The organism is Alkalihalophilus marmarensis DSM 21297 (assembly GCF_000474275.2).
Classification (GTDB): Bacteria; Bacillota; Bacilli; order Bacillales; family Bacillaceae_D; genus Alkalihalophilus; species Alkalihalophilus marmarensis.
Genome location: NZ_ATAE01000020.1, coordinates 39242 through 59905, shown reverse-complemented (window position 1 = coordinate 59905; position 20664 = coordinate 39242). Strand labels below are relative to the sequence as shown.

Below are 20664 nucleotides of genomic sequence, written 5' to 3'. Positions count from 1 at the left end.
GGTTGATAATGAAGATTATAGGAGCACTATTATTACCATTCTTTTTCTATGCTTTGTATGTTCTTTTCACCTTTATAAGAAGCGGTGAAGGGAAAAGTGAACGAGGGCATAAAATCCTCAATCATTCTTATAAGGCAGCTCTACCAATTATGCCGATTGGGTGGCTGTTGATTGAAGTCACCCACTCATTCATAAATTATTCGTTTGAAACGTACCGTGATTTGATGTGGATTCTTATTTTAATCACATTTCTCGTACAAGGTTTCACAGTTCATACATACAAAAATAAACAGTAAATTAGGTGATGAGATGAATAAGAAACACATGATGATCCGTTTTATCTCAGTGATTTCGTTAGGACTGTTAGTTGGTGGCATCGTTTTTTTGCTTTCGATTGGACCGTTAGAACAACATCAAGGTATACGTTCTGTGGTGATTGACTTGTATCAGATGGATCCTAAAGTACAGCGCGATACCTTATCTGGGACCTTGCAAATCCAGCCAGATGAATTTGCAACAGATACTTTGCACTACATAAATCAATATATGTACCTGCCGATTGGAGCGCTAATCCTTTCTGTCGCTTTAACTATAGTGAGCTTATTCATATTAACTAAAAACAGCAAAATGTCTGGCAGTCTCTTTATGTTTGCAGCGGCTGCATCCTGCTTTACTGTCATTCCACCGATCATGCAGGTGATTTCAGGATCACTGCTTTTAAAAGGAGAAAGCGGGGGAAGGGAATTAAAGGTTGAGTCTAGATGAAAAAACGAGAAATAGTTGGGAACTTTTTATCTAGCAGCTCGTATGAAAGGATGGGGAAAGAGTGCGAGTGGTGAACTTCCTTTTTGGCATACCAATTATTCTAATTGGAGCTTTCTTATTGAGTTTGACTGTTAATAGCTTTGGTACCTTTGGAAACATCATTATGAATATAGCAGGTATCGCCATTCTAAGTTCAGGAGCTCTTATAATTAGAGGAGGGAAAGAAAAACATACTCCATAGTTCATTAATGTTATCACTAGTCAGGGAGGTGAGGGTATGGGCGTATTGAAATATGTCGCCGTCTTTGTAGGGTTGGCTGTTAGTATGTGTTTTTTTTCAGGCTGTGATCAACAAACGGAAAAAGCATTTAACGCCGGAATGTTATCAGAAGAACAACTTATCTTAGTAGATCAGGCTAAAGAGTATTTAAACGAAGAAGAATACACAGAAGTGATGTTAAAAACAGATACACGTAACGTTTTACAAAGCGGAAGTTATCAGACCTACTTATATACCGCAGCCTCCCTTTCAGAGGAACAATTTAATGAAATTCAATCAACATATTTTGCCTCCTTTGTTGATTACAGCGTCTATCTACATTATGCAGATTCACTAAAATCACCACAGGAGTTATTTAGATTTGATAAAGAACAGGAGCTGCATTCCCTTCATACCCAGCAATACGCCTATTATATTGTAGGGTTAATGGAAGTGTTGTCGCCTCGAAGTTAGAGGATGTCTATGTTATCTAGGGGGTCTAAATGAACATTAGTGAAGAATACATAAGAGTTGTCAATGCACGTTTTCAAAGTGTGAAAGATCTGGGTGACAAAACGTTAGAGCAATTATCGGATGAAGAGCTGCTATGGTCGTTAAACGATGAATCGAATAGTATAGCGGTAATCATCAAGCATATCAGTGGGAATATGGTTTCAAGATGGACAGATTTTTTGACCTCAGATGGGGAGAAGGAATGGCGTAACCGTGATGAAGAATTTACAGTGACTACATATTCAAAAGTGGAATTGATCGAATATTGGGATAATGGATGGGCTATCATGCTTAATTCAATTACACATTTAAAAGAAGATGATTTATTAAAGACGGTATACATCCGCGGAGAAGGTCATCTTGTTATAGAAGCAATCGAAAGGCAGTTATCCCACTATTCCTATCATATTGGGCAAATCGTATACATAGCCAAACAAATTAAGGGAAGCGATTGGAGCAGCCTGAGTATTCCAAAAGGAAAATCAGAAGAATTTAAGAGAGAACTGATGGAAAAATACCGAGATCAATAATGGAGATGAAAGACGAATGGTAACACATGAGCTCCTTGCAGAAGAAACGATTAATCAATTGATCCAACAAATAAATAAAGAGAAGAACCTGCTTTTTTTCAGCTATTTAACACAGCGAAGAGATAGTGCATTATTTATTGGTCAATATGTCGAGGGGCATTTGACAGCTGTTTTAGGCTACATAAGTAACTTCCCATTCCCTGCTTTTTCATTTTACTGTGTTAATGTAAACGAAGTCTATGTACCAGAACTGATGACTTTTACTAGAGAGGTCACAGAGTTAGATCATAAGATAATCTGTGGAACCATCCTTGGTACAAAGGAACTTGAACTCTTTGAAGCTCATAATCTCCTTAAAAATCCACCACAGACTTTTCTGTCAATGAAACATGTAGACGAGTCTAACCTATTGGACTCTACTATAAGTAAACGTGTGATTGAAGAGGAATTCCAAAATATAACTAGGTTTTTACATGAGGGAGGAATGAAATTCTTTATGAGCGAGGAATTAATTCGCTGTCCTTTTTATGGTGTGAAAGAAGAAAATCAATTTATTGCAGCCGGGGGATTTCATTTCTATGACCGATCATATGTCGAGCTCGGAAATATTTATACGCATCCAGAGTACAGAGGCAGAGGTCTAGGCAAGAAGCTGACAAGTGAGTTAACGCATCTAGGTATAGAGTTAACCTCTGATATTTATCTAGGTGTGTTGGGAGATAATCTTCCAGCTATCCGGTTATATAAAGATTTAGGCTATGAGACGGCTGCACAGGTATCCATTGTTGATTTTAGCTTAGCTTAATATGTTTAAGAGGATGACACTAATTGCTCGAATCTAAAAGATGTATCATACGAGCTTTTCAATTCCGAGGCTCGGGCTATGGTACATCATTATTAGAAGAAATAGAGACCATAGCTGTTGAAAAAAATTGTGACTTTATTAAGGTTGAAAAAAGATTTGAAGAAGCAGCGTAAGGAGTAGATAAAGTGAAGACTAGTTACTTTCGTCCTCTGATCTTGTTCTCATTACTTATTAGTGCGATGACCATGGCACTTTATGCATTTAGAAACTACAGTAATCAAGAATTAGCTTTTGCTGTATTCTTTGTCGTGCTAGCCTTATTCTTCTTAACCCTAGTGATCCTCGGGGTGTTACTTAACCGTAAGAATTCGGGCATGGAAAGAAGGAATCGTTGAGAAATAGAGGAGGATTTAAGTGATATTAGGTACACCGATTGCAAGTGGTAATACAGCAAAGATCTATCTGATAGATGGAAGGATCATAAAGATTTTCAAGGATTACTTGCCTCCTACAGAAGCAGGTTATGAAGCAAATAAGCAAAGGCATGCTTACGAGGCGGGGCTCTTTGTACCTGAAGTGTTTGATGTTACCCGGATTAATGAGAAGCAAGCCATTGTGATGGAGTATATAAAAGGTAAAACAATGGGTGAGCTGCTAATGGAGAATATAGAGCATGCAGAAGACTATATCAACCTTTCGATAGATGTCCAACAGAGGATACATAGTGTGAATACGGTTACTCTTGAGTCAATGAAAGCGAAATTAACTAGGCAAATAAAAGCAGCGAATCAATTACATCAGAAAAAAAGATCTTATCTGCTTCAAAAACTATTAATGGTGAAATATGAAGAGAAACTATGTCACGGAGATTTTCATTTATTTAACTTAATAGTCACAGAGGATGATCGTGTTTCAATCATTGATTGGGTAGATGCAAGTTCTGGAGACATTTTGGCTGACGTTTGCAGAACCTACTTATTATACCAACCTCTCTATGAAGGATTAGCGGAATTGTACCTGCAGCTGTATTGTCAAAAAAGCGGGTTTGCTAAGGAGGATATATTAAGATGGATTCCGATTCTTGCCGCTGCAAGGCTGTCTGAAAATGTCTCAGCTGCAGAAGCTGAATGGCTAATAAAGTGCATTGAATATCATATTAATCTAGAGTAAAGCGCTGTTTTAAAGTGGAAACAACGCTTTAGTTCACCTTACGCAGTAAACTTTCTACATCTAAAGTTGTAGAGAATTTACAACCTTCCGACGTGTTTAGTCACCACAAAAGAATATATGCTGTAACAAGAGGGCTTAATTAAAAAAAATAGCCAAACTTTATACAATGCAATGGAGGCAGACTAAATGAAATTCACTAATCTTACATTAATGACAAACAATCTAGGGGAGTTAAAACAATTCTACTCAGAAGTACTTGAACTTCCATTACTAAATGAAGATCGAACTAGCTTTGTTATACAAATAGGCACTAGTGCAGTTACGTTTAAGCAAGCTGATCCTAAGGAAAACCCTGTTTATCACTTTGCTGTAAATATTCCCTCAAACACATTTCAAGAAGCAAAGTCTTGGCTGAAATCAAAAGTAGAATTAAATTACGAGAATGGAGCCGATGAGGTGTTTTTTGAGAGCTGGAATGCTCAAGCACTCTATTTCGAAGATCCATCGGGTAACATTGTAGAATTCATTGCCAGGCATGATTTAGAAAATGAAGTGGATCATCCCTTCTCGATTGAGGACTTTCTTTATGTCAGTGAGATCGGAATTGTTGTTGATGAGGTTGTACCGTTTGTAAGGAAGCTGAATGAAATTGGTATCCCGAATTGGAAAGAGGACAGCGAGGCTTTAACACCAACAGGGGATGAGCACGGCCTGTTTATTATCGTTAAAGAAGGCAGGCGCTGGTTTTTCACCGATAAAGAAGCACATTTCTTTCCCTTGGAAGTGAGTGTAGAAGGGATGGGCAGGTTCTTTTTTAGAAAAGAACAAGGTAAAGTTATGATTGAGAACGAAGAGGAAGAGTAATTCAACTTTCTTACACTAGTAATAAGGGGGAATGGACTTGCAAAATAGGATTGAAGTCTTTGAGCGGCAGTCTCGTGAATTTAACCCTTCTTTTCATTTTGAATTACGAATTAAAGAGATGGAGAAGACATCCAGTTACGGTATGCAGCTTGCTTCTAAATGGAGAGAGTTATTAAATAGATCAAAGTTGAACGAGGTATATCCGGTTGTTCATCCGATTGGCAAGGAAACATTTTCTCTCTATGCAGACTATCCATCAGGTATTTTTGAGTATGCTTTAGATATTGACCTGGCGACTTCCTTAATTAAAGAAAAAGGCATGTCGCCAATAAAAGTCTCGCCGAAAAATATAATTGATGCTGTTGATCCAGGTAATATCAATAGAGATCCAGCTAAAATAAAACCAAATCATAAAAATCCAGTAATGATCATTCAAAGTTATTATCTCACTAACAATAAGTATTATTGTATCAATGGAAACCACCGGATCTTTGAAGCGTATCGTAATGGTGAAAGAGAAATAGAGGTTTATCTATTTAAAGACTTGGAGTTCCTTCCGTTCTTTTATGATGAGCTCAGCAAAGCCACTTATTTTTTAGAAATGGATGCTGCCCGTGTCCTCAACAACCAACAACATATACAGCAAAGTGAATTAGAACAATATCCTTCTAATTTCAACTTCTCTCGATAGTAAATAATGGTAAGATATAGGTGTGAATTTTAAATAGGAGGTACCTATGAATCCGTATAAAATTGTTTTATTCGATTTAGATGGCACACTGTCAGACCCTAAAGCAGGAATTACTAAATCCGTTCAGTATGCTTTAGAGAAAATGAATAAAGCTGTTCCCGATGAAGAAGAGCTTAAACCTTTTATTGGTCCCCCTCTACATGTTTCATTTTCGGAATATTGCGGTTTTAACGAGTGGCAAACTCAAATGGCAATTGATTATTACAGGGAACGATTTAAGAGAGCGGGGATGTATGAGAATGAGTTGTATGCAGATGTTCCTCACTTATTACATACTTTAAATGATCAGCGGATTAAATTGATAGTGGCCACTTCTAAGCCAACCGTTTTTGCAGAAAAGATCCTTAAATATTTTGCAATTGATCACTATTTTGAACTCATTGTAGGAAGTCAATTAGATGGTTCAAGATCTTCAAAAGCAGAAATTATTCAGTTTATACTGAATTGCTATCCTGATTGTGAGCTAGACGACTTTGTGATGATTGGTGATAGGGAGCATGATTTGATTGGAGCAAATCAAATCGGTATTGACTCGATTGCTGTGACATATGGCTATGGATCCTTTGAAGAGTTAACGGCGTGTCATCCTATGTATCTAGCGGAAAGTGTTGAGGAGGTTAAAGAAATTCTAGTGGGAAGGCCACTTAAGCAAAAGCGAAAGGGGGATATGCTAGATGAAAGCTGTCCTTTTTGATTTAGATGGAACCTTATTAAATAGAGATGCCTCTGTGCATGCATTTATAGAAAATCAATATGATAGGCTTAATAACGGCCTTAAACATATCCCGAAAGAGACGTATTGTTCTAGGTTTATTGAATTAGATAAGCGGGGGTATGTTTGGAAAGACAAGGTCTATCAGCAGCTTCTCACTGAATTTGATTTGTCAACTTTACAGTGGGAGAACATGCTAGAAGATTATATCAGTGAATTTAAACATCACTGCGTTCCTTTCAATGGGTTGAAAGAAATGCTTAAAGAGCTGAAATCTATGAAGCTTCTAGTAGGAATGATCACGAATGGTTACGGACAGTTCCAAATGGATAACATTGAAGCTCTAGGTATAAAAGAGTTCTTTGATGTTATTTTAGTGTCTGAATGGGAAGGGATGAAGAAGCCGAATCAGGAGATCTTTCACCGTGCACTAGAGAGACTGAATGTAGCTTCTGCTGAAAGTATTTTTGTAGGCGATCATCCGGATAATGATGTCTATGCAGCGCAGCAAGCTGGAATGAAAGCGATTTGGAAAGTAGACAGTGGGTGGGACCAAGTTGATGCGGACTTTATTGTGGAGAACCTATTAGAAATTCCAACAATCATTGAATTGTTAAGAAAAGATACTGCCCCCGCACAAAGCATTGTTCCAAACAAATGGTAGAATGATTAAAGGGTCTTGCAAAGGGGGAATATAGATGAGTTTTATCAGTCAACGAACGAGAAACAGCTGGCGCGAACAAGTGAAGAAAGCTGCTTTTGAAATCAATTCTAGCGATGACTTTTCTTGTATTGATCGCTTTATAAAAGATAAACGAATCATCCTCCTTGGTGAAAATTTGCACGGAATAGGAAATTATTTTACCACAAAAACAGAGTTAATCCGTTACCTGCATCAACATCACGGGTTTAACGTTGTCGTACTTGAAAGCGGACTTCTTGAAGCCACTCTTTGCAAGGAATTCTTAACAAATCTCTCCCCTGATAAGCAAATCCAGGAAAGCTTATTAGATATTTACCATAATGAAGAGATGAAGCCATTGTTTCAAGACGAATGGGCTCAGTCACTCATTCTCAGCGGAATGGATCCCCAGCCTACGTACCCTTTAGTCTCAGAATACATGGTTGAATGGGTGAAATGTCATGTAGATGATGAATTATATCAATCAATGAAAATCGCTGAAGAACAATACTTTGAATTTCAAGACGAACTTTTATTTAAGGTCACCAGGTCGTTAAAAGGGAAGATGAAAGAAAGCATTCAAGGTTATGAAGACATACTAAATTTACTAGCGATCAAACAAACTAGAGAAACAACTCCTGAAATACAAAAGATGCTTTTACTTATTGAGCGGGGAATACAGAATAGGCTGCAGTGGTTACAAGTGAACTTAAAAGGGTATTTTGCCTCCGGTGTGCAAAGAGGGTTACATATGTTTCAAAATCTAGAGTGGCTGATGAATCATTATTATAAAGGGGAGAAGATGATTGTTTGGGCTCATAATTTTCATATAAGAAAAAAACGCCCAATGATCGCAAAAGCATTAGGAATTAAATCAGTCGGGTATTGGCTGCAAAAGAAGTACCCTGAAGATATATATACTGTTGGGTTGTATGCAGGGAGCGGAACCTTTGCCACACAATTGCGGGTAAATTTAAACATACATATGAAGAAAAAACAGTATCATTTAGAATCGCTTCTTTATGAGGCCTCAGAGAATGATGTATTTCTCCCTCTAAGTGAAAACGATGATCAACTATGGTTGAGGAAAAGATGGCGATTATTAGAGTTAGGATTTTCAGGACTATCTCCTATGATTGTTCAACCGCCAAAGCATTATGATGCTATTATGTTTATCCGAGAAGCATCTCCTCCTGCTTATTTAAAACGGAGTGAATGAACTTGAGGTATGAAAAAGTATTTTGTAAGTCAGGATGATTATAATAAATCGAGGAGGATGAAGATGGGTAAAAAAACACTGATGAAATCAACATATGATCGAGCAATATCAGGAGTATGCGGAGGTATTGCAGAATATCTAGGGATCTCTTCTTTTGTTGTAAGAGTTATATTCATCTTCTTGCCTGCTAATTTGCTAGTTTACATTATTCTCGCAATTGCTTTGCCCGAGGCACCTGAATCTTTGTATTAAGTAAAGCATTTTGTGATGGGACCCTATTTATGCAATAAGTGTTTGATGGTGATAGCAAGATTAGAGTTTTCCGGTTCATCTAATAGTGAAGAATGAGGCGGCTTGCTGACCTTATGCTTCACTTTTTGCTTCATCTTGTACTAAATATAAAGGGAGAATATGGTATGCTTTTTAAGGCGGCAATGATAGGGGGGAGTAAAAGTGCTCACACTTGAAACAGAAAGACTTACAATAAGGCCTTTCACTAAAGAAGATATTCCGGCTCTCCATACGATCTTCTCTGATCCTGAAACAATGCAGCATTACCCAGCACCATTCAGTTATGAAAAAACGAAAAGCTGGGTGGAGAAAAATCTTCAACGTTATCAAAAGGACGGTCATGGCTTATGGGCAGTATGCTTTAGGGAAACGGGTGAAGTCATCGGTGATTGCGGATTGGTTACCCAACAAGTCGAGGGAAAAAAGGAAATAGAGCTTGGCTATCATATCAACAAAAAGCATTGGTCAAAAGGGTATGCTACTGAAGCGGCCGTCGCATGCAGAGATTATGGGTTTCAGCAATTAAAGGTTGATCGACTAATCAGCTTGATTGTTCCTAAAAACAAGCCGTCTATTCGAGTGGCAGAGAAAATAGGTTTTGGGAGAGAAAAAGAAGTATTAATTTTTTATAAATATCACTACATTTATGCGGGTTTTAGACAACATGAATCGAAAGGTGATACGTCATGATCATAGATAAAATGAATCCGGACGATTGGACCGAAGTTAAAGGTATATATTGTGAGGGGATTGCTGATGGAAATGCCACCTTTCAAACTGAGGCGCCATCGTGGGTGGAGTGGGATAGAAGTCATGACAATGAATGCCGGTTAGTGGCAAGAATAGACGGCGAGCTTAAAGGTTGGGCTGCACTAAGCCCGGTATCGAACCGCCGTGTCTACGCAGGTGTGGCAGAAGTTAGTGTGTATGTTAGTCACAAGTGGAGCGGAAAAGGTCTTGGAAGCTTATTACTTAGCGCATTAGTGAACCTTAGTGAAAATAGAGATATCTGGACCCTTCAATCAGGCATTTTTCCTGAGAATACAGCAAGCCTTTTCATACATAAGAAGTGTGGGTTTAGAGAAGTTGGCAAACGCGAGCGGATTGGTAAGATGAACGGTGTGTGGCGGGATACCATTTTGTTAGAGAGAAGAAGTCAGCTTGTTGGAATTGATTAAAAACTCAGCGCTATAAGTGATAAGAGGAGGTGTATATATGAAAGGAGATTTAATTTGTCTTAGAAGACTTGGAAAGCGAGATCTTCATAGCTTTTACCAGGCGATAGAAAATAAGGAAATTAGATATATGACAGGGACCAAAAAGCAATTTACATATGAAGATGTCGTTCAATTCTATGAGAAAGCGGCAGATGACTCTACGAGACATGATTTTGCGATCTGCCTTCTTAATAATCAGTGTATCGGGGATTTAGCCATTTTGGAAATAGATGAAGGTAATAAAAAGGCCGCCTTCAGGATTGCACTTCATGACCCGAAGCACTTTAATAAAGGATACGGGACGGAGGCGGTTCAATTAGCGTTAGACTATGCCTTTCATAAGCTGAACTTAAACCGTCTACAACTAGAAGTATATTCCCATAATAAAAGAGGACTGAAAGCATACGAAAAAGCAGGGTTCAAAGTAGAAGGGATTCTGCGTGACGCCCTGTTTATAGACGGAAAATACTCAGATGAAATCATTATGGGAGTTCTGAAAAGAGAGTACATAAAGAAAACTAAAGATAAATAGAGGGATGTTAGAAAGATGAATCATTGGTGGTATAGTTTTTATTTTATTGTATTAGGGGTCGTTGCTTTTTTCACGGGGGAAATTGTGACGTTCGTTATGCTTGGCTTTATTCTGCTGAGCTTAAACAACATCAATAACACGTTAAAGAAGATTTACCATAGTAAAAAAGAGTAGTTTACTGCACGGAGGAATACATATGGATGAACGGGACTGGCTCATTTTAAAAGAACTTTTTGCAAAGAAAAATATTACAAGAACTGCTCAAAATCTCTATATTTCGCAACCAACCTTAACGAAGAGAATTCAACAAATGGAAAAAGAATATGATGTTTCTATTATTAATCGAGGGGCAAGAGGAGTGGAATTCACGCCACAAGGTGAGTACTTGGCAAAATGTGCAGAAGAGATGATCGCTCGTTTTCAAAGCATTAAAGAAACAGTCTTAAATATGGAAGACGAGGTAATCGGGACACTGCGATTAGCGGTTTCTAATTATATTGCGACACATAAACTTCCTCACATGTTAAAGCTATTTCAAGAACATTTTCCAAACGTAAACTATAAGGTTACGACGGGATGGAGCCAAGAAGTGTTTAATCAAGTGTATCACCGGGATGTCCAGATTGGGATCGTCCGCGGTGAGTATGAGTGGCCGGAATCCAAGCTTCTACTATTTGAAGAAAACATTTGCATTGTCTCAAAAGAGGAAATAAATCTTGAGAATTTGCCGTCATATCCAAGAATTGATTATGAAACGGATACTCTTCTTTTGCAGATAATCGATAACTGGTGGAGCAGGTCGTATTCGCATCCTCCGCTCATTGGAATGGAAGTTGACAAAGGAGTCACATGCAAGGAAATGGTGATTAATGGCTTAGGGTACGGAATTCTTCCTAGCACGTTAATAGAAGAGGAAGAAGATTTGTTCCGTGTGAATTTAACGGATAAAAACGGCGCGCCTATCGTGCGGAAGACGTGGATGTTGTTTCATGAAGAGACTTTAAAACTTAAATCAGTCGCCGAATTCGTCCGTTTTATGAAACGAATTGATTTTAATGAATAAGTATTCCTGCATGTCATTCCTTTTTTGAATACCTCTCAATAGATAAATTGAATTTTACACTCCCTCCTTTCAGCTATAAGCTAGCTTAAGAGGAGGGGTGTGTAATGGATGTTTTTTTCGCCATACTTATTCAGGTAATGGTGCCGATCTTTTCATTAATAGCGATCGGTGCGTACCTGCATCGGAAATTCACTTTAGATATGAAGACGTTATCTAAATTAAATACGTACCTGCTCATTCCGGCGGTTTGCTTTGTGAATGTATATAAAAGTGAAATGGGTGGCGAGGCGCTTTCTCTTATTCTTCTGTTTCTCGTCATTCAAAATAGCATTCTCATTATTATAAGTGCAGCCGTTGCAAAAGCAGCAGGTTTCGATCATCGCTTAACGTCTACCTTTAAAAACAGTGTAGTGTTGAGCAATAATGGGAATTTTGGCCTTCCGATCAGTCAGGTCGTTTTTGCGCAGCACCCAATCGGCGTAACCGTTCAAGTAATCGTCTTGCTATTTCAGAATATCCTTACGTTTACCTATGGATTATTCAATGCTGTGTCAGCTGAGAAAAAAGGGCTTCAATCTCTTAGTTTTCTTCTAAAGAACCCCGTCATCTATGCTTTATTGCTCGCTGTATGTTTAAAAGTATTTTCTATTGCGATACCTAGCTTTCTCTTCACACCCATTGAAAATATAGCTGATGCTTTTCTCGCGATGGCACTTGTTACCCTTGGAGCACAAAGTGCTTTTATTAAATTGTACAGATTCCAAAAACCATTACTCATGAGTTTAGCAGGCCGGCTTCTCTTATCACCATGTATTGGACTTCTCGTTATTTTTCTTCTAAATCTTGATGGAATCATTGCTCAAGCATTGTTTATCGCAAGTGCGTTTCCAACGTCTAGAAACAGCTCGATCTTTGCGCTGGAGTACAATAATTACCCTGAGTACGCAGCCCAAACTGTACTTATCTCGACAATATTCAGTATGGTCACAGTTACAATCGTCGTTTATACGGCTAGGATTTTATTTCCTCTTTATTAGTTCCCTTATAATTGAGCGAATGATTAGATTATTCCGATTTGTGAATGCTAGAATAGAAGAGTTGAGAGAGATTTCCACTTTAGCAGAAAGGGTGAAGATCGATGAGAAAGCTATTTAAGGGCGGAATGGTACTGACGTTAGATAAGAAAATAGGAAACTTTGAGGCGGCTGATGTTCTCGTTGAAGGATCTACTATTGTTGAGGTAAGACCTAATATAGAAGCAGGAGACTGTGAAGTAATTGATGCATCGGACATGATCGTGATGCCAGGGTTGGTGGATTCACACCGGCACACATGGGAGTCGCTTATCCGTAATATAGGAGCAGATTGGTCGTTGCAAACGTATTTGAGTAAAATTTATTACGGCGGCCTTGGATCCATGCGCAGACCTGAAGATGATTATATAGCAAACCGGCTTGGTGCTCTTGAAGCATTAGAAGCAGGGGTCACCACCTTGCTTGATTGGACGATGATCATCTCACCTGACCATACAGAAGAAATGATTAGAGGATTGAAAGACTCTGGAATTAGAGCGGTCTTTGCTCATGGCAGCCCGGGGGAGACGGAATATTGGAATGCTGACAGTACCATTGATAATGCGGAGGATGCTCGCAGGATAAAGGCACGCCATTTCTCTTCACGGGATCAGCTGTTAACAATGGGTCTCGCGATTCGCGGCCCTGAGTTTAGTTCTTGGGAAACTAGTGTAAAAGAAATTCAATTAGCAAGAGAGCTGGATGCCGTATGCAGCATGCATCTTGGTTTCGGTACATGGGGATCAACAGCTCGCTCAATTGAAAAGTTAAATGAGGAGAACTTATTAGGAAAAGATTTAAACTTTGTCCATGCTAATGCGATCAGCCCTGAAGAGGTGAAGCTATTAGCAGAAAAAGGCGGCAGCATTTCCGTAACACCTGAAATTGAGATGATGATGGGACATGGGTATCCCGCTGTAGGGTTATCGCTAGAAAATGGTGTAAAACCAGCACTCGGAGTCGATGTCGTCACCTCAACAGGCGGGGATATGTTTGCACAAATGAAGTTTGCCCTTCAAGCAGAGCGAGCGAGATATAATCAAATTCAACTAGAAAAAAGGATTATGCCAGGTCCCGAGCTGAATCTATCAGCAGAAACGATCTTAGAATGTGCGACCATTGAAGGTGCTAAAGCTCTTATGCTAGAAGATAAAATCGGCACCTTAGCTCCAGGCAAACAAGCGGACCTAATCATGATTCGTACGAGTGACTTAAATATCTACCCTGTGAATGATCCTGTCGGCACTGTCGTACAAACGGCAAATACAGCCAATGTCGATTCTGTCTATGTGGCAGGAGAAGCTGTTAAGAAAGACGGGAAACTATTGAATGTTGATCTAGCCAGCTTGAAAAAACAAGCGGTTGAAGCAAGAGATTATATGTTAGAGGAATACCGCGAGCAGGTGAATCAGTAAATATAACTGAAGCTTGCTTTCTAGAGCTGCTTAAATGCAGCTCTTTTTTAAAGGATAAAAGCAGCTAGGGTAAAGGAGAGTGCCGCCCTATGAAAACAACGATAAGTTTTAATAAATGGATACCTCTTACTCTATTAATGATTAATCTTTTTTTATTTCTATTGTTAATGGAAGAATTAATTGATGCAACAGAACCAAATTACGGATCATGGTCATTTTTGATGCCTGTATTTGGCTGGATTTCTTTTTATTACATCAGAATAACGAGCAAAGGGAAGGCTCATGTTTCATTGAAAATCATGCAGGGCTTAAATTTATTTTTTATCATCTTTCCATTGATCATTGTTGTGTGGATCATCATATTAATGGTTTAACAGTGGGTAAAGACGAGCAATAATGGATGAGGTGAAGTGATGCGATCTTTTTTTGAGTACAACTGGCAGGTGAGAGACGATTGGCTCGAATGGTGTGAACAGATTTCAACGAAAGAGCTGCTAAAGCCGCGCACTGGCGGACCAGGCAGTATACTATATACACTGTTTCATGTTATTGAGGTAGAATACAGCTGGATTAAAGCCATTAGAGGCAAAGAGGATGAAGTTATTCCTTTTGAACAATACGATACGCTGGAACAATTGAAAAAGCTTTCTAATGACTGTCGTGCTGAAATTATGAAGTTTATAGAAAAAGGATTATTTGGAAACAAAAATGAGAGTGTATATGTATCCTGGGAAAATCAATCTTATACTAAAGATGAGATCCTTCACCACCTCATTGCTCATGAAATTCACCATATAGGACAATTATCAGTCTGGGCAAGGGAACTTGAATTTAAGCCTGTTTCAGCTCATTTTATAGGGAGAACTGAACATGGAAGATCATAATATTTATATTCGAAAAATGACTCAAGAGGATTTCTCAATCATGGCAAAGTGGCTAAGTACGAATGAGGTTTTAGAATACTATGGTGATGTCAATGCTCCTTTTTCATTTGAGCAAGTAAAGCAAAAGTACGAACCGCGTGTGCAGGGAGAAGTGAATGTACCTCCTTTTATCGTCGAGTGGCAAGGCACGCCGATTGGCTTTATGCAGTATTACAAGCTTGCTGAAGAAAAATATAATGAATTTGGATACGGCCATAGCCTCAAGGTATATGGCATGGATCAATTTATTGGCGAGCCTGCTTTGTTTAATAAAGGGATAGGCACTATAATGGTTTCCTCTTTTGTCAGGAAGATAGTAAAGGATACGGGAGCGGACACGGTGATTGTCGATCCAGCGATATCGAATGTTAGAGCGGTAAAGTGTTATGAAAAATGTGGGTATAGGAAAGTGAAGCAGATCAATGAGGGAAGAGAGTGGTTGATGGAAGTGAAATGTAATTAGTAACTTCCTATTGATTTAGTTGAGGAGGGAGGATTGAAATGGACATTTATTTTAGACTAGCAAAAGAAGATGATTTGGATTCGATTGTTTATATGCTTGCTGACGATGTATTGGGCAGCAAACGAGAAAAGTATGAACAACCACTCCTAGAAAATTACATAAAAGCCTTCCATTCAATCAACACTGATCCAAATAATGAGTTAATCGTAGCCTGCAAAGAGGAGACTGTCGTAGGTGTGCAACAACTAACGTTTACACCTTATTTAACGCATCAAGGAGGATGGAGGGCAACGGTAGAAGGTGTGAGAACAGCCGCATCCGTACGGGGGAAAGGGGTTGGCAGCGAGCTAATTAAATGGGCAATCGATCGAGCAAAACAACGAGGCTGTCATGTGATACAACTGACAACAGATAAAAAAAGACCTGATGCCCTGCGCTTTTATGAACGGTTAGGATTTAAAGCCACGCATGAGGGATTAAAATTGGAACTGTAATGTTTATAAAAAAGTGCGATTCCCTGGATCCAGAATCGCACTTTTTTATGTCAGTGTACGTTTAATTCACATTTTCGAGAACAAAACTGTCTGTCTGGCCGTCCCATTCAATCGTAAATTCAATGCGGTCATCACGGGTGGTTACCGCACAGCCGCTGCAACTGTTCCCATCGCTTGATAGAGAGCCATTTTCGTTTAATTCCCACCCGTTACCTGAGATACTACCTATCTCAAAATCTACTGGAGTCACAGGAGGATCTTCACCTAAATATCGAATACTAAATTCAGTCTGTTCACTATTCTCCTCATAAATATGAGCCGTGTAGGTTGCCTCCCACTGATCGCTTTGCCCGTTAAACTTCACCGTATCCTGACCGCAAGCAGTGAGAACAAGAAATAGCATAAATAATATACCAATTCCAATAGCCTTTTTCATCCGCATCCCCCACAATAAATGGTATTTTATATGATATAGGTTCATTTTAGCATAATATTCCAGTTCTCAGTTAGGCTTTAAATATAATTACTCGATTTTAAGGATGTTTATTTTTTCTACCCGTTTCCTACCTCCACCAGCTTCGATTATTTCAATTACTTTCCTAGACGAAGTAGGCTTCTTCACAAACCCCTCAACCACATGCGCTTCATGCTGCTGCCAATAAGTAACTTTTGCTGGCTGCTGCAGGGCGATTTTTTCTTCTATTATGTACATCAGTTCTTCCATTGCTTGCGGATCAAGTTCTGGTTTTTGCGGGAGATTGCGTTTTTCCCGTTCTGTGCGGATCATCTCCATATGTTCTGGTATCGCCAGCTGTGTCCATTTAATCATACCTCGATATTGCATAATGCATCACTTCCTTCTTTTGTGAGAATGTATGTTCGTATTTTGTGTTTAGTATACCCGGAAAGTGACGCAATGAAAAGAGGAGTGAGTACAATTCATGATACTAGAGACGCAATAATTCCTTGAATAGGTGCAATAAAAGCCAACTGACGCAATAGCAGCTTGAACCCACGCAATAATGCCAAACACCCGCGCAATCAGCTATTCAATAAGCACAATTAAGTAGAAGACTGACGCAATTGAATGACTGTTACCCCGCATATACCTGAGAGTCATCATAAGTTATTATTTCGCTTCGATATTTCAAATTAGAGAAATGAGGCGTAAATACGTGTAATTCGAAGAAAATACCTACTTTTACCCGCTTACACTGCGTTTCAGGTTTATGTAACTTTGTGGTATGATTCTTTCTGTTGAAAACGGACCTTGGCTTTCGTGAGAGTCGAAAGTCGCAAAAACAGTTTAACAATTTAATAGAAAGAGGTGCTAAATTGAATATCGAATCAATTAAGCAAGAATGGTTTAGTAATGTACGGGGAGATGTGCTCGCAGGACTCGTTGTCGCTCTAGCATTAATCCCAGAGGCAATTGCCTTTTCTATCATTGCCGGTGTTGACCCAATGGTAGGGCTTTATGCATCTTTTTGTATTGCTGTAGTGATCGCTTTTGTAGGTGGACGACCTGGCATGATCTCAGCTGCAACAGGGGCTATGGCGCTTGTTATGGTTACTCTTGTTGCAGATCACGGGCTGCAATATTTGCTAGCTGCTACCATCTTAACGGGGATCATTCAAATTATTTTTGGAGTATTCAAGCTTGCTAGATTTATGCGTTTTGTGCCTAGATCGGTCATGGTTGGTTTCGTAAACGCTCTAGCAATTCTCATTTTTATGGCTCAGCTTGACCAATTTGTAGACGCGACATGGGTAATGTATGCCTTAGTTGCTGCAACACTTGCGATTATTTATTTACTGCCGCGTGTAACAAAGGCTGTGCCATCAGCTTTAGCAGCGATTGTAGCGATTACTGCTATTGTTATTTTTATGAACATCGATGTTCGTACAGTAGGAGATATGGGTGCGCTTCAGCAAGCACTGCCAATGTTTTTGATTCCGCAAATTCCGTTGAATCTTGAAACATTAATGATTATCCTTCCATATTCATTAGCATTAGCGATTGTTGGTCTCCTTGAATCATTACTGACTGCTAATATTGTTGATGATATGACAGACACAGATAGTGATAAAAATAAGGAAAGCCGTGGACAAGGAATTGCGAACATCGTGTCTGGTTTCTTCGGCGGTATGGCTGGTTGTGCCATGATCGGTCAATCGGTTATCAACGTAAAATCAGGCGGACGAGGGCGTTTATCGGCCCTTGTTGCGGGTGTAGTCCTTATGTTCTTGATCTTAGTATTAGGTGGTCTTGTTGTTCAAATTCCGATGGCTGCATTAGTCGGGGTTATGTTTATGGTATCAATCAGTACATTTGACTGGGGCTCAATCCGTCACATTAATAAACTGCCACGAACAGATGCGGTTGTTATGGTTGTTACGGTGGCAACAGTTGTTATTACGCATAACTTAGCAATTGGTGTATTTGCAGGTGTCCTGTTAAGTGCGATTTTCTTTGCTGCAAAAATTTCAAAAGTAGATGTCGAAGGAATTAGAGGACAGACGAGTGCTAAGAAGATCTACCGAATAAGAGGACAAATTTTCTTCGCTTCTGTAACAGATTTAATTAATAAATTTGATTACAAAGAAGATATAAAGGAAGTTGTTCTTGACTTGTCAGAAGCTCATTTATGGGATGATTCAGCAATTGGGGCGTTTGACAAGATTGAATCAAAATTTGAACAAAATGGTATTAAAGTAAGCTACGCTGGCCTTAACAGCGAAAGCGAACAGTTAAAAGAACGTATCGGAGGCTTATCTAAAGCATCTGGACATTAATCATCTACAAAGAGAGGTTGATTGTAAGAGATTGCAATCAACCTTTTAATAAATAAAAAAGGGGAATGAACATGTATCGCCATATACTATTAGCTGCAGACGGTTCAGAGCACTCATTTAGAGCTGCGAAAGAGGCAAGAACATTAGTAGATCCGAAAAAGGGAAAAGTTGACATTGTCTATGTTGTAAGCGGTTCATCTTCTAGACAAGACGTGTTGCATCATGCGAGTAAAGAAGAAATGGACTATGCAAGGAAAGAGAAAGTTAGAGGAATTGCAGAGCTTTTTGAAGACGAAGGCATCTCGTGCACGATCCACGTTTTACGCGGAGAGCCCGGCCCGACAATCGTTGATTTTGCCAATAAAGGTGAATATGGGTGCTTAGTCATTGGCAGCCGTGGGTTAAATAACCTTCAGACGATGGTGCTTGGAAGCGTCAGCCATAAAGTGGCGAAGCGAGTAGAATGTCCGGTCATGATTGTGAAGTAAATAAGTGTGAGAAAGGCTGGTACTAAGTGTAGTATCAGTTTTTTTGGTGTGGAGCTCATTATGTGAAGCTCGATAAAGGGAACTGACGCAATTAAGCCTGACATTGACGCAATTGGCAGCTGCATCCTTACAATTATTCTTCCAACCGACGCAATTAATGCTCCGACAGAGGCAATTAATCCCAACATCCGCGAAATCAGCCGCCGGATCCACGCTATTCCCGTTCACACTGACGCAATCGCCCCCCTCCTGCCAATATTTTTATGTTTATAAGAACGTTTGTTCGTGTATAATAAGCTTAAATAGAGAAAAAGGGGGAAGTAGGATGTTCAATTATGAAGCATTCCCTAAGCAGTCTTATTTATGCTGTGACCTAAAGAGTTTTTATGCGAGTGTGTCGGCTGTGAAGCTTGGTCTGCACCCGTTTGTAACAAAGCTTGCTGTCGTTGGAGATACAAAACGTAACGGAAGTGTGGTGCTTGCGGCGACACCTAAATTAAAAGAAATGGGCATTAAAACTGGTTCGAGGCTGTTTGAGATTCCAAAAGATCCTGATATCGTCGTTGTGAACGCGGAAATGGAAGAGTTTTTAAAAATTTCGACCGAGATTACATTACATATGGAGCAATATGTTCCGCCAGAGGACATCTTTGTGTATTCGATTGATGAGGCGTTTATTAAACTTACCTCAAAGCGTCATCAAGGAAAGGAGAATCAGCGGGAGTTTGCACGTAGGCTGCAGCAGTCGATTAAATCATGTTTCGGATTAACGCTTGCTGTCGGCTCCTCTTCCTGCAATATGCTTTTATCTAAAGTTGCTTTAGACATCGAGGCTAAAAAGCAGGAGGATCATTTTGCCCACTGGGACTATGAGGACGTGCAAATGAAGCTGTGGAAGATTCAACCTGTATCAGATATGTGGGGAATTGGGCGCCGTTATGAGAAAACATTAATGAATATGGGGGTCCGCTCGGTCGCACAGCTTGCGAATTCCTCTCTTAAACGGCTTGAATTTAAATTCGGCAAAGTAATGGGGCAGCAGCTGTATCAGCATGCGTGGGGAATTGATGTCAGTGATATTCATAAGCCCGCAAAAATTAAATCGAAAAGCTATTCCGTCGGCCAAATTTTACTTAGAGATTATGTTGGCACAGAAGAAATTAAAACGGTTATTCTTGAAATGTGTGAGGAGGTCGTACGCCGTGCAAGAAAGAAGAGAGCGGCAGGGCGAACGATCAGCCTTGGTCTAGGTTATAGTAAAAACGAAGGTGGGGGAGGGTTTTCCCGGCAGCTGACAGTTGACGAACCAACAAACAGCACGCTCGATATTTATAACGCCTGTTTAAAGCTCATGAACAAACATTATCACGGGGAGACGGTCAGGCAGGTGTATGTCGCCCTTTCAAAAGTTCAGCCAGATACCGAACGCCAGCTATCACTTTTTGTTGACGAAGAAGAAGTGACTCGAAAACGGGAGCTTGGTTATGTGATGGATTCCATTCGAGAAAAGTACGGGGCAACTGCTATCCTTCGTGCAAGCTCGTATACAAAAGGCGGGACAACGAGACATAGGAGCGGCTTGATCGCCGGGCATAAGAAGTAAGTGAGAAACTCTCGGGATCTTCTGTTATCCGGGAGT

At 39.6% G+C, this 20664-nt stretch carries 30 protein-coding genes; 28 read left to right on the top strand and 2 right to left on the bottom strand.

Going from position 1 to position 20664, the window contains the following annotated elements; all coding sequences use genetic code 11:
- Window positions 1-8 precede the first annotated feature (8 nt).
- The 25 genes from A33I_RS07195 to A33I_RS07080 all read left to right on the top strand — a co-directional run bounded on the left by A33I_RS07195 (window position 9) and on the right by A33I_RS07080 (window position 15741).
- The gene (locus A33I_RS07195) at window positions 9-296 is read left to right on the top strand and encodes a hypothetical protein (protein ID WP_022627819.1); all 288 of its coding nucleotides are present in this window, start codon (window positions 9-11) and stop codon (window positions 294-296) included.
- 13 nt (window positions 297-309) lie between these two features.
- The gene (locus A33I_RS07190; RefSeq protein WP_022627818.1) at window positions 310-765 is read left to right on the top strand and encodes a DUF4064 domain-containing protein; all 456 of its coding nucleotides are present in this window, start codon (window positions 310-312) and stop codon (window positions 763-765) included.
- Window positions 766-1042: 277 nt separating this feature from the next.
- Window positions 1043-1498, top strand: coding sequence for a hypothetical protein (locus tag A33I_RS07180; RefSeq protein WP_022627816.1), 456 nt, complete (start codon window positions 1043-1045; stop codon window positions 1496-1498).
- A 29-nt stretch (window positions 1499-1527) separates the two neighbouring features.
- Window positions 1528-2067 carry a DUF1572 family protein gene (locus A33I_RS07175; RefSeq protein ID WP_022627815.1) on the top strand — a complete coding sequence of 180 codons (540 nt, stop codon included), beginning with the start codon at window positions 1528-1530 and terminating at the stop codon, window positions 2065-2067.
- 16 nt (window positions 2068-2083) lie between these two features.
- On the top strand, window positions 2084-2872 hold the full coding sequence (locus tag A33I_RS07170) for a GNAT family N-acetyltransferase (RefSeq protein WP_022627814.1): 789 nt from the start codon (window positions 2084-2086) through the stop codon (window positions 2870-2872).
- A gap of 23 nt (window positions 2873-2895) precedes the next feature.
- Window positions 2896-3045: an N-acetyltransferase gene (locus A33I_RS21270; protein ID WP_022627813.1), complete on the top strand. Its 150-nt coding sequence runs from the start codon at window positions 2896-2898 to the stop codon at window positions 3043-3045.
- A 12-nt stretch (window positions 3046-3057) separates the two neighbouring features.
- On the top strand, window positions 3058-3267 hold the full coding sequence (locus A33I_RS07165) for a hypothetical protein (protein WP_022627812.1): 210 nt from the start codon (window positions 3058-3060) through the stop codon (window positions 3265-3267).
- 19 nt (window positions 3268-3286) lie between these two features.
- The gene (locus A33I_RS07160) at window positions 3287-4042 is read left to right on the top strand and encodes an aminoglycoside phosphotransferase family protein (protein ID WP_022627811.1); all 756 of its coding nucleotides are present in this window, start codon (window positions 3287-3289) and stop codon (window positions 4040-4042) included.
- Between the two features lie 186 nt (window positions 4043-4228).
- Window positions 4229-4906 carry a VOC family protein gene (locus A33I_RS07155; protein WP_022627810.1) on the top strand — a complete coding sequence of 226 codons (678 nt, stop codon included), beginning with the start codon at window positions 4229-4231 and terminating at the stop codon, window positions 4904-4906.
- 37 nt (window positions 4907-4943) lie between these two features.
- A complete protein-coding gene (locus A33I_RS07150; protein ID WP_022627809.1) occupies window positions 4944-5597 on the top strand; it encodes a hypothetical protein in 654 nt (217 codons plus the stop codon).
- A gap of 46 nt (window positions 5598-5643) precedes the next feature.
- Complete coding sequence (locus A33I_RS07145) at window positions 5644-6351, top strand: HAD family hydrolase (protein WP_022627808.1); 708 nt, start codon at window positions 5644-5646, stop codon at window positions 6349-6351.
- Window positions 6332-7033 (top strand): HAD family hydrolase, encoded by a 702-nt coding sequence (locus tag A33I_RS07140; protein WP_022627807.1) that lies wholly within the window; start codon window positions 6332-6334, stop codon window positions 7031-7033. The genes A33I_RS07145 and A33I_RS07140 overlap by 20 nt, the downstream gene beginning before the upstream one ends.
- A gap of 34 nt (window positions 7034-7067) precedes the next feature.
- A complete protein-coding gene (locus A33I_RS07135; protein WP_022627806.1) occupies window positions 7068-8270 on the top strand; it encodes an erythromycin esterase family protein in 1203 nt (400 codons plus the stop codon).
- Window positions 8271-8333: 63 nt separating this feature from the next.
- Window positions 8334-8522: a PspC domain-containing protein gene (locus A33I_RS07130; protein WP_022627805.1), complete on the top strand. Its 189-nt coding sequence runs from the start codon at window positions 8334-8336 to the stop codon at window positions 8520-8522.
- A gap of 201 nt (window positions 8523-8723) precedes the next feature.
- Entirely contained in the window at window positions 8724-9251 is a 528-nt protein-coding gene (locus A33I_RS07125) for a GNAT family N-acetyltransferase (protein WP_022627804.1), read from the top strand.
- Window positions 9248-9739 carry a GNAT family N-acetyltransferase gene (locus tag A33I_RS07120; RefSeq protein WP_022627803.1) on the top strand — a complete coding sequence of 164 codons (492 nt, stop codon included), beginning with the start codon at window positions 9248-9250 and terminating at the stop codon, window positions 9737-9739. The genes A33I_RS07125 and A33I_RS07120 overlap by 4 nt, the downstream gene beginning before the upstream one ends.
- A gap of 37 nt (window positions 9740-9776) precedes the next feature.
- Window positions 9777-10310: a GNAT family N-acetyltransferase gene (locus tag A33I_RS07115; protein ID WP_022627802.1), complete on the top strand. Its 534-nt coding sequence runs from the start codon at window positions 9777-9779 to the stop codon at window positions 10308-10310.
- A 15-nt stretch (window positions 10311-10325) separates the two neighbouring features.
- Window positions 10326-10484, top strand: a complete 159-nt coding sequence (locus A33I_RS21080; RefSeq protein ID WP_022627801.1) for a hypothetical protein — start codon at window positions 10326-10328, stop codon at window positions 10482-10484.
- Window positions 10485-10506: 22 nt separating this feature from the next.
- Complete coding sequence (locus tag A33I_RS07110; RefSeq protein WP_022627800.1) at window positions 10507-11373, top strand: LysR family transcriptional regulator; 867 nt, start codon at window positions 10507-10509, stop codon at window positions 11371-11373.
- 104 nt (window positions 11374-11477) lie between these two features.
- On the top strand, window positions 11478-12410 hold the full coding sequence (locus A33I_RS07105; protein WP_022627799.1) for an AEC family transporter: 933 nt from the start codon (window positions 11478-11480) through the stop codon (window positions 12408-12410).
- A gap of 101 nt (window positions 12411-12511) precedes the next feature.
- Window positions 12512-13861, top strand: a complete 1350-nt coding sequence (locus tag A33I_RS07100) for an amidohydrolase family protein (RefSeq protein ID WP_022627798.1) — start codon at window positions 12512-12514, stop codon at window positions 13859-13861.
- A gap of 89 nt (window positions 13862-13950) precedes the next feature.
- On the top strand, window positions 13951-14235 hold the full coding sequence (locus tag A33I_RS07095) for a hypothetical protein (protein ID WP_022627797.1): 285 nt from the start codon (window positions 13951-13953) through the stop codon (window positions 14233-14235).
- Window positions 14236-14274: 39 nt separating this feature from the next.
- Complete coding sequence (locus A33I_RS07090; protein WP_022627796.1) at window positions 14275-14745, top strand: DinB family protein; 471 nt, start codon at window positions 14275-14277, stop codon at window positions 14743-14745.
- Window positions 14732-15247 carry a GNAT family N-acetyltransferase gene (locus A33I_RS07085; protein WP_022627795.1) on the top strand — a complete coding sequence of 172 codons (516 nt, stop codon included), beginning with the start codon at window positions 14732-14734 and terminating at the stop codon, window positions 15245-15247. Before A33I_RS07090 ends, A33I_RS07085 begins: the two co-directional genes overlap by 14 nt.
- A gap of 38 nt (window positions 15248-15285) precedes the next feature.
- Entirely contained in the window at window positions 15286-15741 is a 456-nt protein-coding gene (locus A33I_RS07080) for a GNAT family N-acetyltransferase (protein WP_022627794.1), read from the top strand.
- A gap of 61 nt (window positions 15742-15802) precedes the next feature.
- Here A33I_RS07080 and A33I_RS07075 read toward each other — a convergent pair whose 3' ends face one another.
- Together A33I_RS07075 and A33I_RS07070 are read right to left on the bottom strand one after the other, a co-directional pair.
- On the bottom strand, window positions 15803-16177 hold the full coding sequence (locus A33I_RS07075; protein WP_022627793.1) for a hypothetical protein: 375 nt from the start codon (window positions 16175-16177) through the stop codon (window positions 15803-15805).
- An 87-nt stretch (window positions 16178-16264) separates the two neighbouring features.
- Window positions 16265-16585, bottom strand: a complete 321-nt coding sequence (locus A33I_RS07070) for a YolD-like family protein (RefSeq protein WP_022627792.1) — start codon at window positions 16583-16585, stop codon at window positions 16265-16267.
- 491 nt (window positions 16586-17076) lie between these two features.
- Between A33I_RS07070 and A33I_RS07065 the strand changes: the two genes are divergently transcribed.
- The 3 genes from A33I_RS07065 (at window position 17077) to A33I_RS07055 (ending at window position 20628) form a co-directional block, all read left to right on the top strand.
- The gene (locus A33I_RS07065) at window positions 17077-18537 is read left to right on the top strand and encodes a SulP family inorganic anion transporter (protein WP_022627791.1); all 1461 of its coding nucleotides are present in this window, start codon (window positions 17077-17079) and stop codon (window positions 18535-18537) included.
- A gap of 71 nt (window positions 18538-18608) precedes the next feature.
- On the top strand, window positions 18609-19025 hold the full coding sequence (locus tag A33I_RS07060; protein WP_022627790.1) for a universal stress protein: 417 nt from the start codon (window positions 18609-18611) through the stop codon (window positions 19023-19025).
- Window positions 19026-19350: 325 nt separating this feature from the next.
- The gene (locus tag A33I_RS07055) at window positions 19351-20628 is read left to right on the top strand and encodes a Y-family DNA polymerase (RefSeq protein WP_022627789.1); all 1278 of its coding nucleotides are present in this window, start codon (window positions 19351-19353) and stop codon (window positions 20626-20628) included.
- Window positions 20629-20664 lie beyond the last annotated feature (36 nt).

Bases quoted from the DNA above. Each gene is read 5' to 3' on its own strand.
- A33I_RS07195 (WP_022627819.1), top strand. From the start codon at position 9: ATGAAGATTATAGGAGCACTATTATTACCATTCTTTTTCTATGCTTTG.
- A33I_RS07190 (WP_022627818.1), top strand. From the start codon at position 310: ATGAATAAGAAACACATGATGATCCGTTTTATCTCAGTGATTTCGTTA.
- A33I_RS07180 (WP_022627816.1), top strand. From the start codon at position 1,043: ATGGGCGTATTGAAATATGTCGCCGTCTTTGTAGGGTTGGCTGTTAGT.
- A33I_RS07175 (WP_022627815.1), top strand. From the start codon at position 1,528: ATGAACATTAGTGAAGAATACATAAGAGTTGTCAATGCACGTTTTCAA.
- A33I_RS07170 (WP_022627814.1), top strand. From the start codon at position 2,084: ATGGTAACACATGAGCTCCTTGCAGAAGAAACGATTAATCAATTGATC.
- A33I_RS07155 (WP_022627810.1), top strand. From the start codon at position 4,229: ATGAAATTCACTAATCTTACATTAATGACAAACAATCTAGGGGAGTTA.
- A33I_RS07145 (WP_022627808.1), top strand. From the start codon at position 5,644: ATGAATCCGTATAAAATTGTTTTATTCGATTTAGATGGCACACTGTCA.
- A33I_RS07140 (WP_022627807.1), top strand. From the start codon at position 6,332: ATGAAAGCTGTCCTTTTTGATTTAGATGGAACCTTATTAAATAGAGAT.
- A33I_RS07135 (WP_022627806.1), top strand. From the start codon at position 7,068: ATGAGTTTTATCAGTCAACGAACGAGAAACAGCTGGCGCGAACAAGTG.
- A33I_RS07130 (WP_022627805.1), top strand. From the start codon at position 8,334: ATGGGTAAAAAAACACTGATGAAATCAACATATGATCGAGCAATATCA.
- A33I_RS07120 (WP_022627803.1), top strand. From the start codon at position 9,248: ATGATCATAGATAAAATGAATCCGGACGATTGGACCGAAGTTAAAGGT.
- A33I_RS07115 (WP_022627802.1), top strand. From the start codon at position 9,777: ATGAAAGGAGATTTAATTTGTCTTAGAAGACTTGGAAAGCGAGATCTT.
- A33I_RS21080 (WP_022627801.1), top strand. From the start codon at position 10,326: ATGAATCATTGGTGGTATAGTTTTTATTTTATTGTATTAGGGGTCGTT.
- A33I_RS07110 (WP_022627800.1), top strand. From the start codon at position 10,507: ATGGATGAACGGGACTGGCTCATTTTAAAAGAACTTTTTGCAAAGAAA.
- A33I_RS07105 (WP_022627799.1), top strand. From the start codon at position 11,478: ATGGATGTTTTTTTCGCCATACTTATTCAGGTAATGGTGCCGATCTTT.
- A33I_RS07100 (WP_022627798.1), top strand. From the start codon at position 12,512: ATGAGAAAGCTATTTAAGGGCGGAATGGTACTGACGTTAGATAAGAAA.
- A33I_RS07095 (WP_022627797.1), top strand. From the start codon at position 13,951: ATGAAAACAACGATAAGTTTTAATAAATGGATACCTCTTACTCTATTA.
- A33I_RS07090 (WP_022627796.1), top strand. From the start codon at position 14,275: ATGCGATCTTTTTTTGAGTACAACTGGCAGGTGAGAGACGATTGGCTC.
- A33I_RS07085 (WP_022627795.1), top strand. From the start codon at position 14,732: ATGGAAGATCATAATATTTATATTCGAAAAATGACTCAAGAGGATTTC.
- A33I_RS07080 (WP_022627794.1), top strand. From the start codon at position 15,286: ATGGACATTTATTTTAGACTAGCAAAAGAAGATGATTTGGATTCGATT.
- A33I_RS07075 (WP_022627793.1), bottom strand. From the start codon at position 16,177: ATGAAAAAGGCTATTGGAATTGGTATATTATTTATGCTATTTCTTGTT.
- A33I_RS07070 (WP_022627792.1), bottom strand. From the start codon at position 16,585: ATGCAATATCGAGGTATGATTAAATGGACACAGCTGGCGATACCAGAA.
- A33I_RS07060 (WP_022627790.1), top strand. From the start codon at position 18,609: ATGTATCGCCATATACTATTAGCTGCAGACGGTTCAGAGCACTCATTT.
- A33I_RS07055 (WP_022627789.1), top strand. From the start codon at position 19,351: ATGTTCAATTATGAAGCATTCCCTAAGCAGTCTTATTTATGCTGTGAC.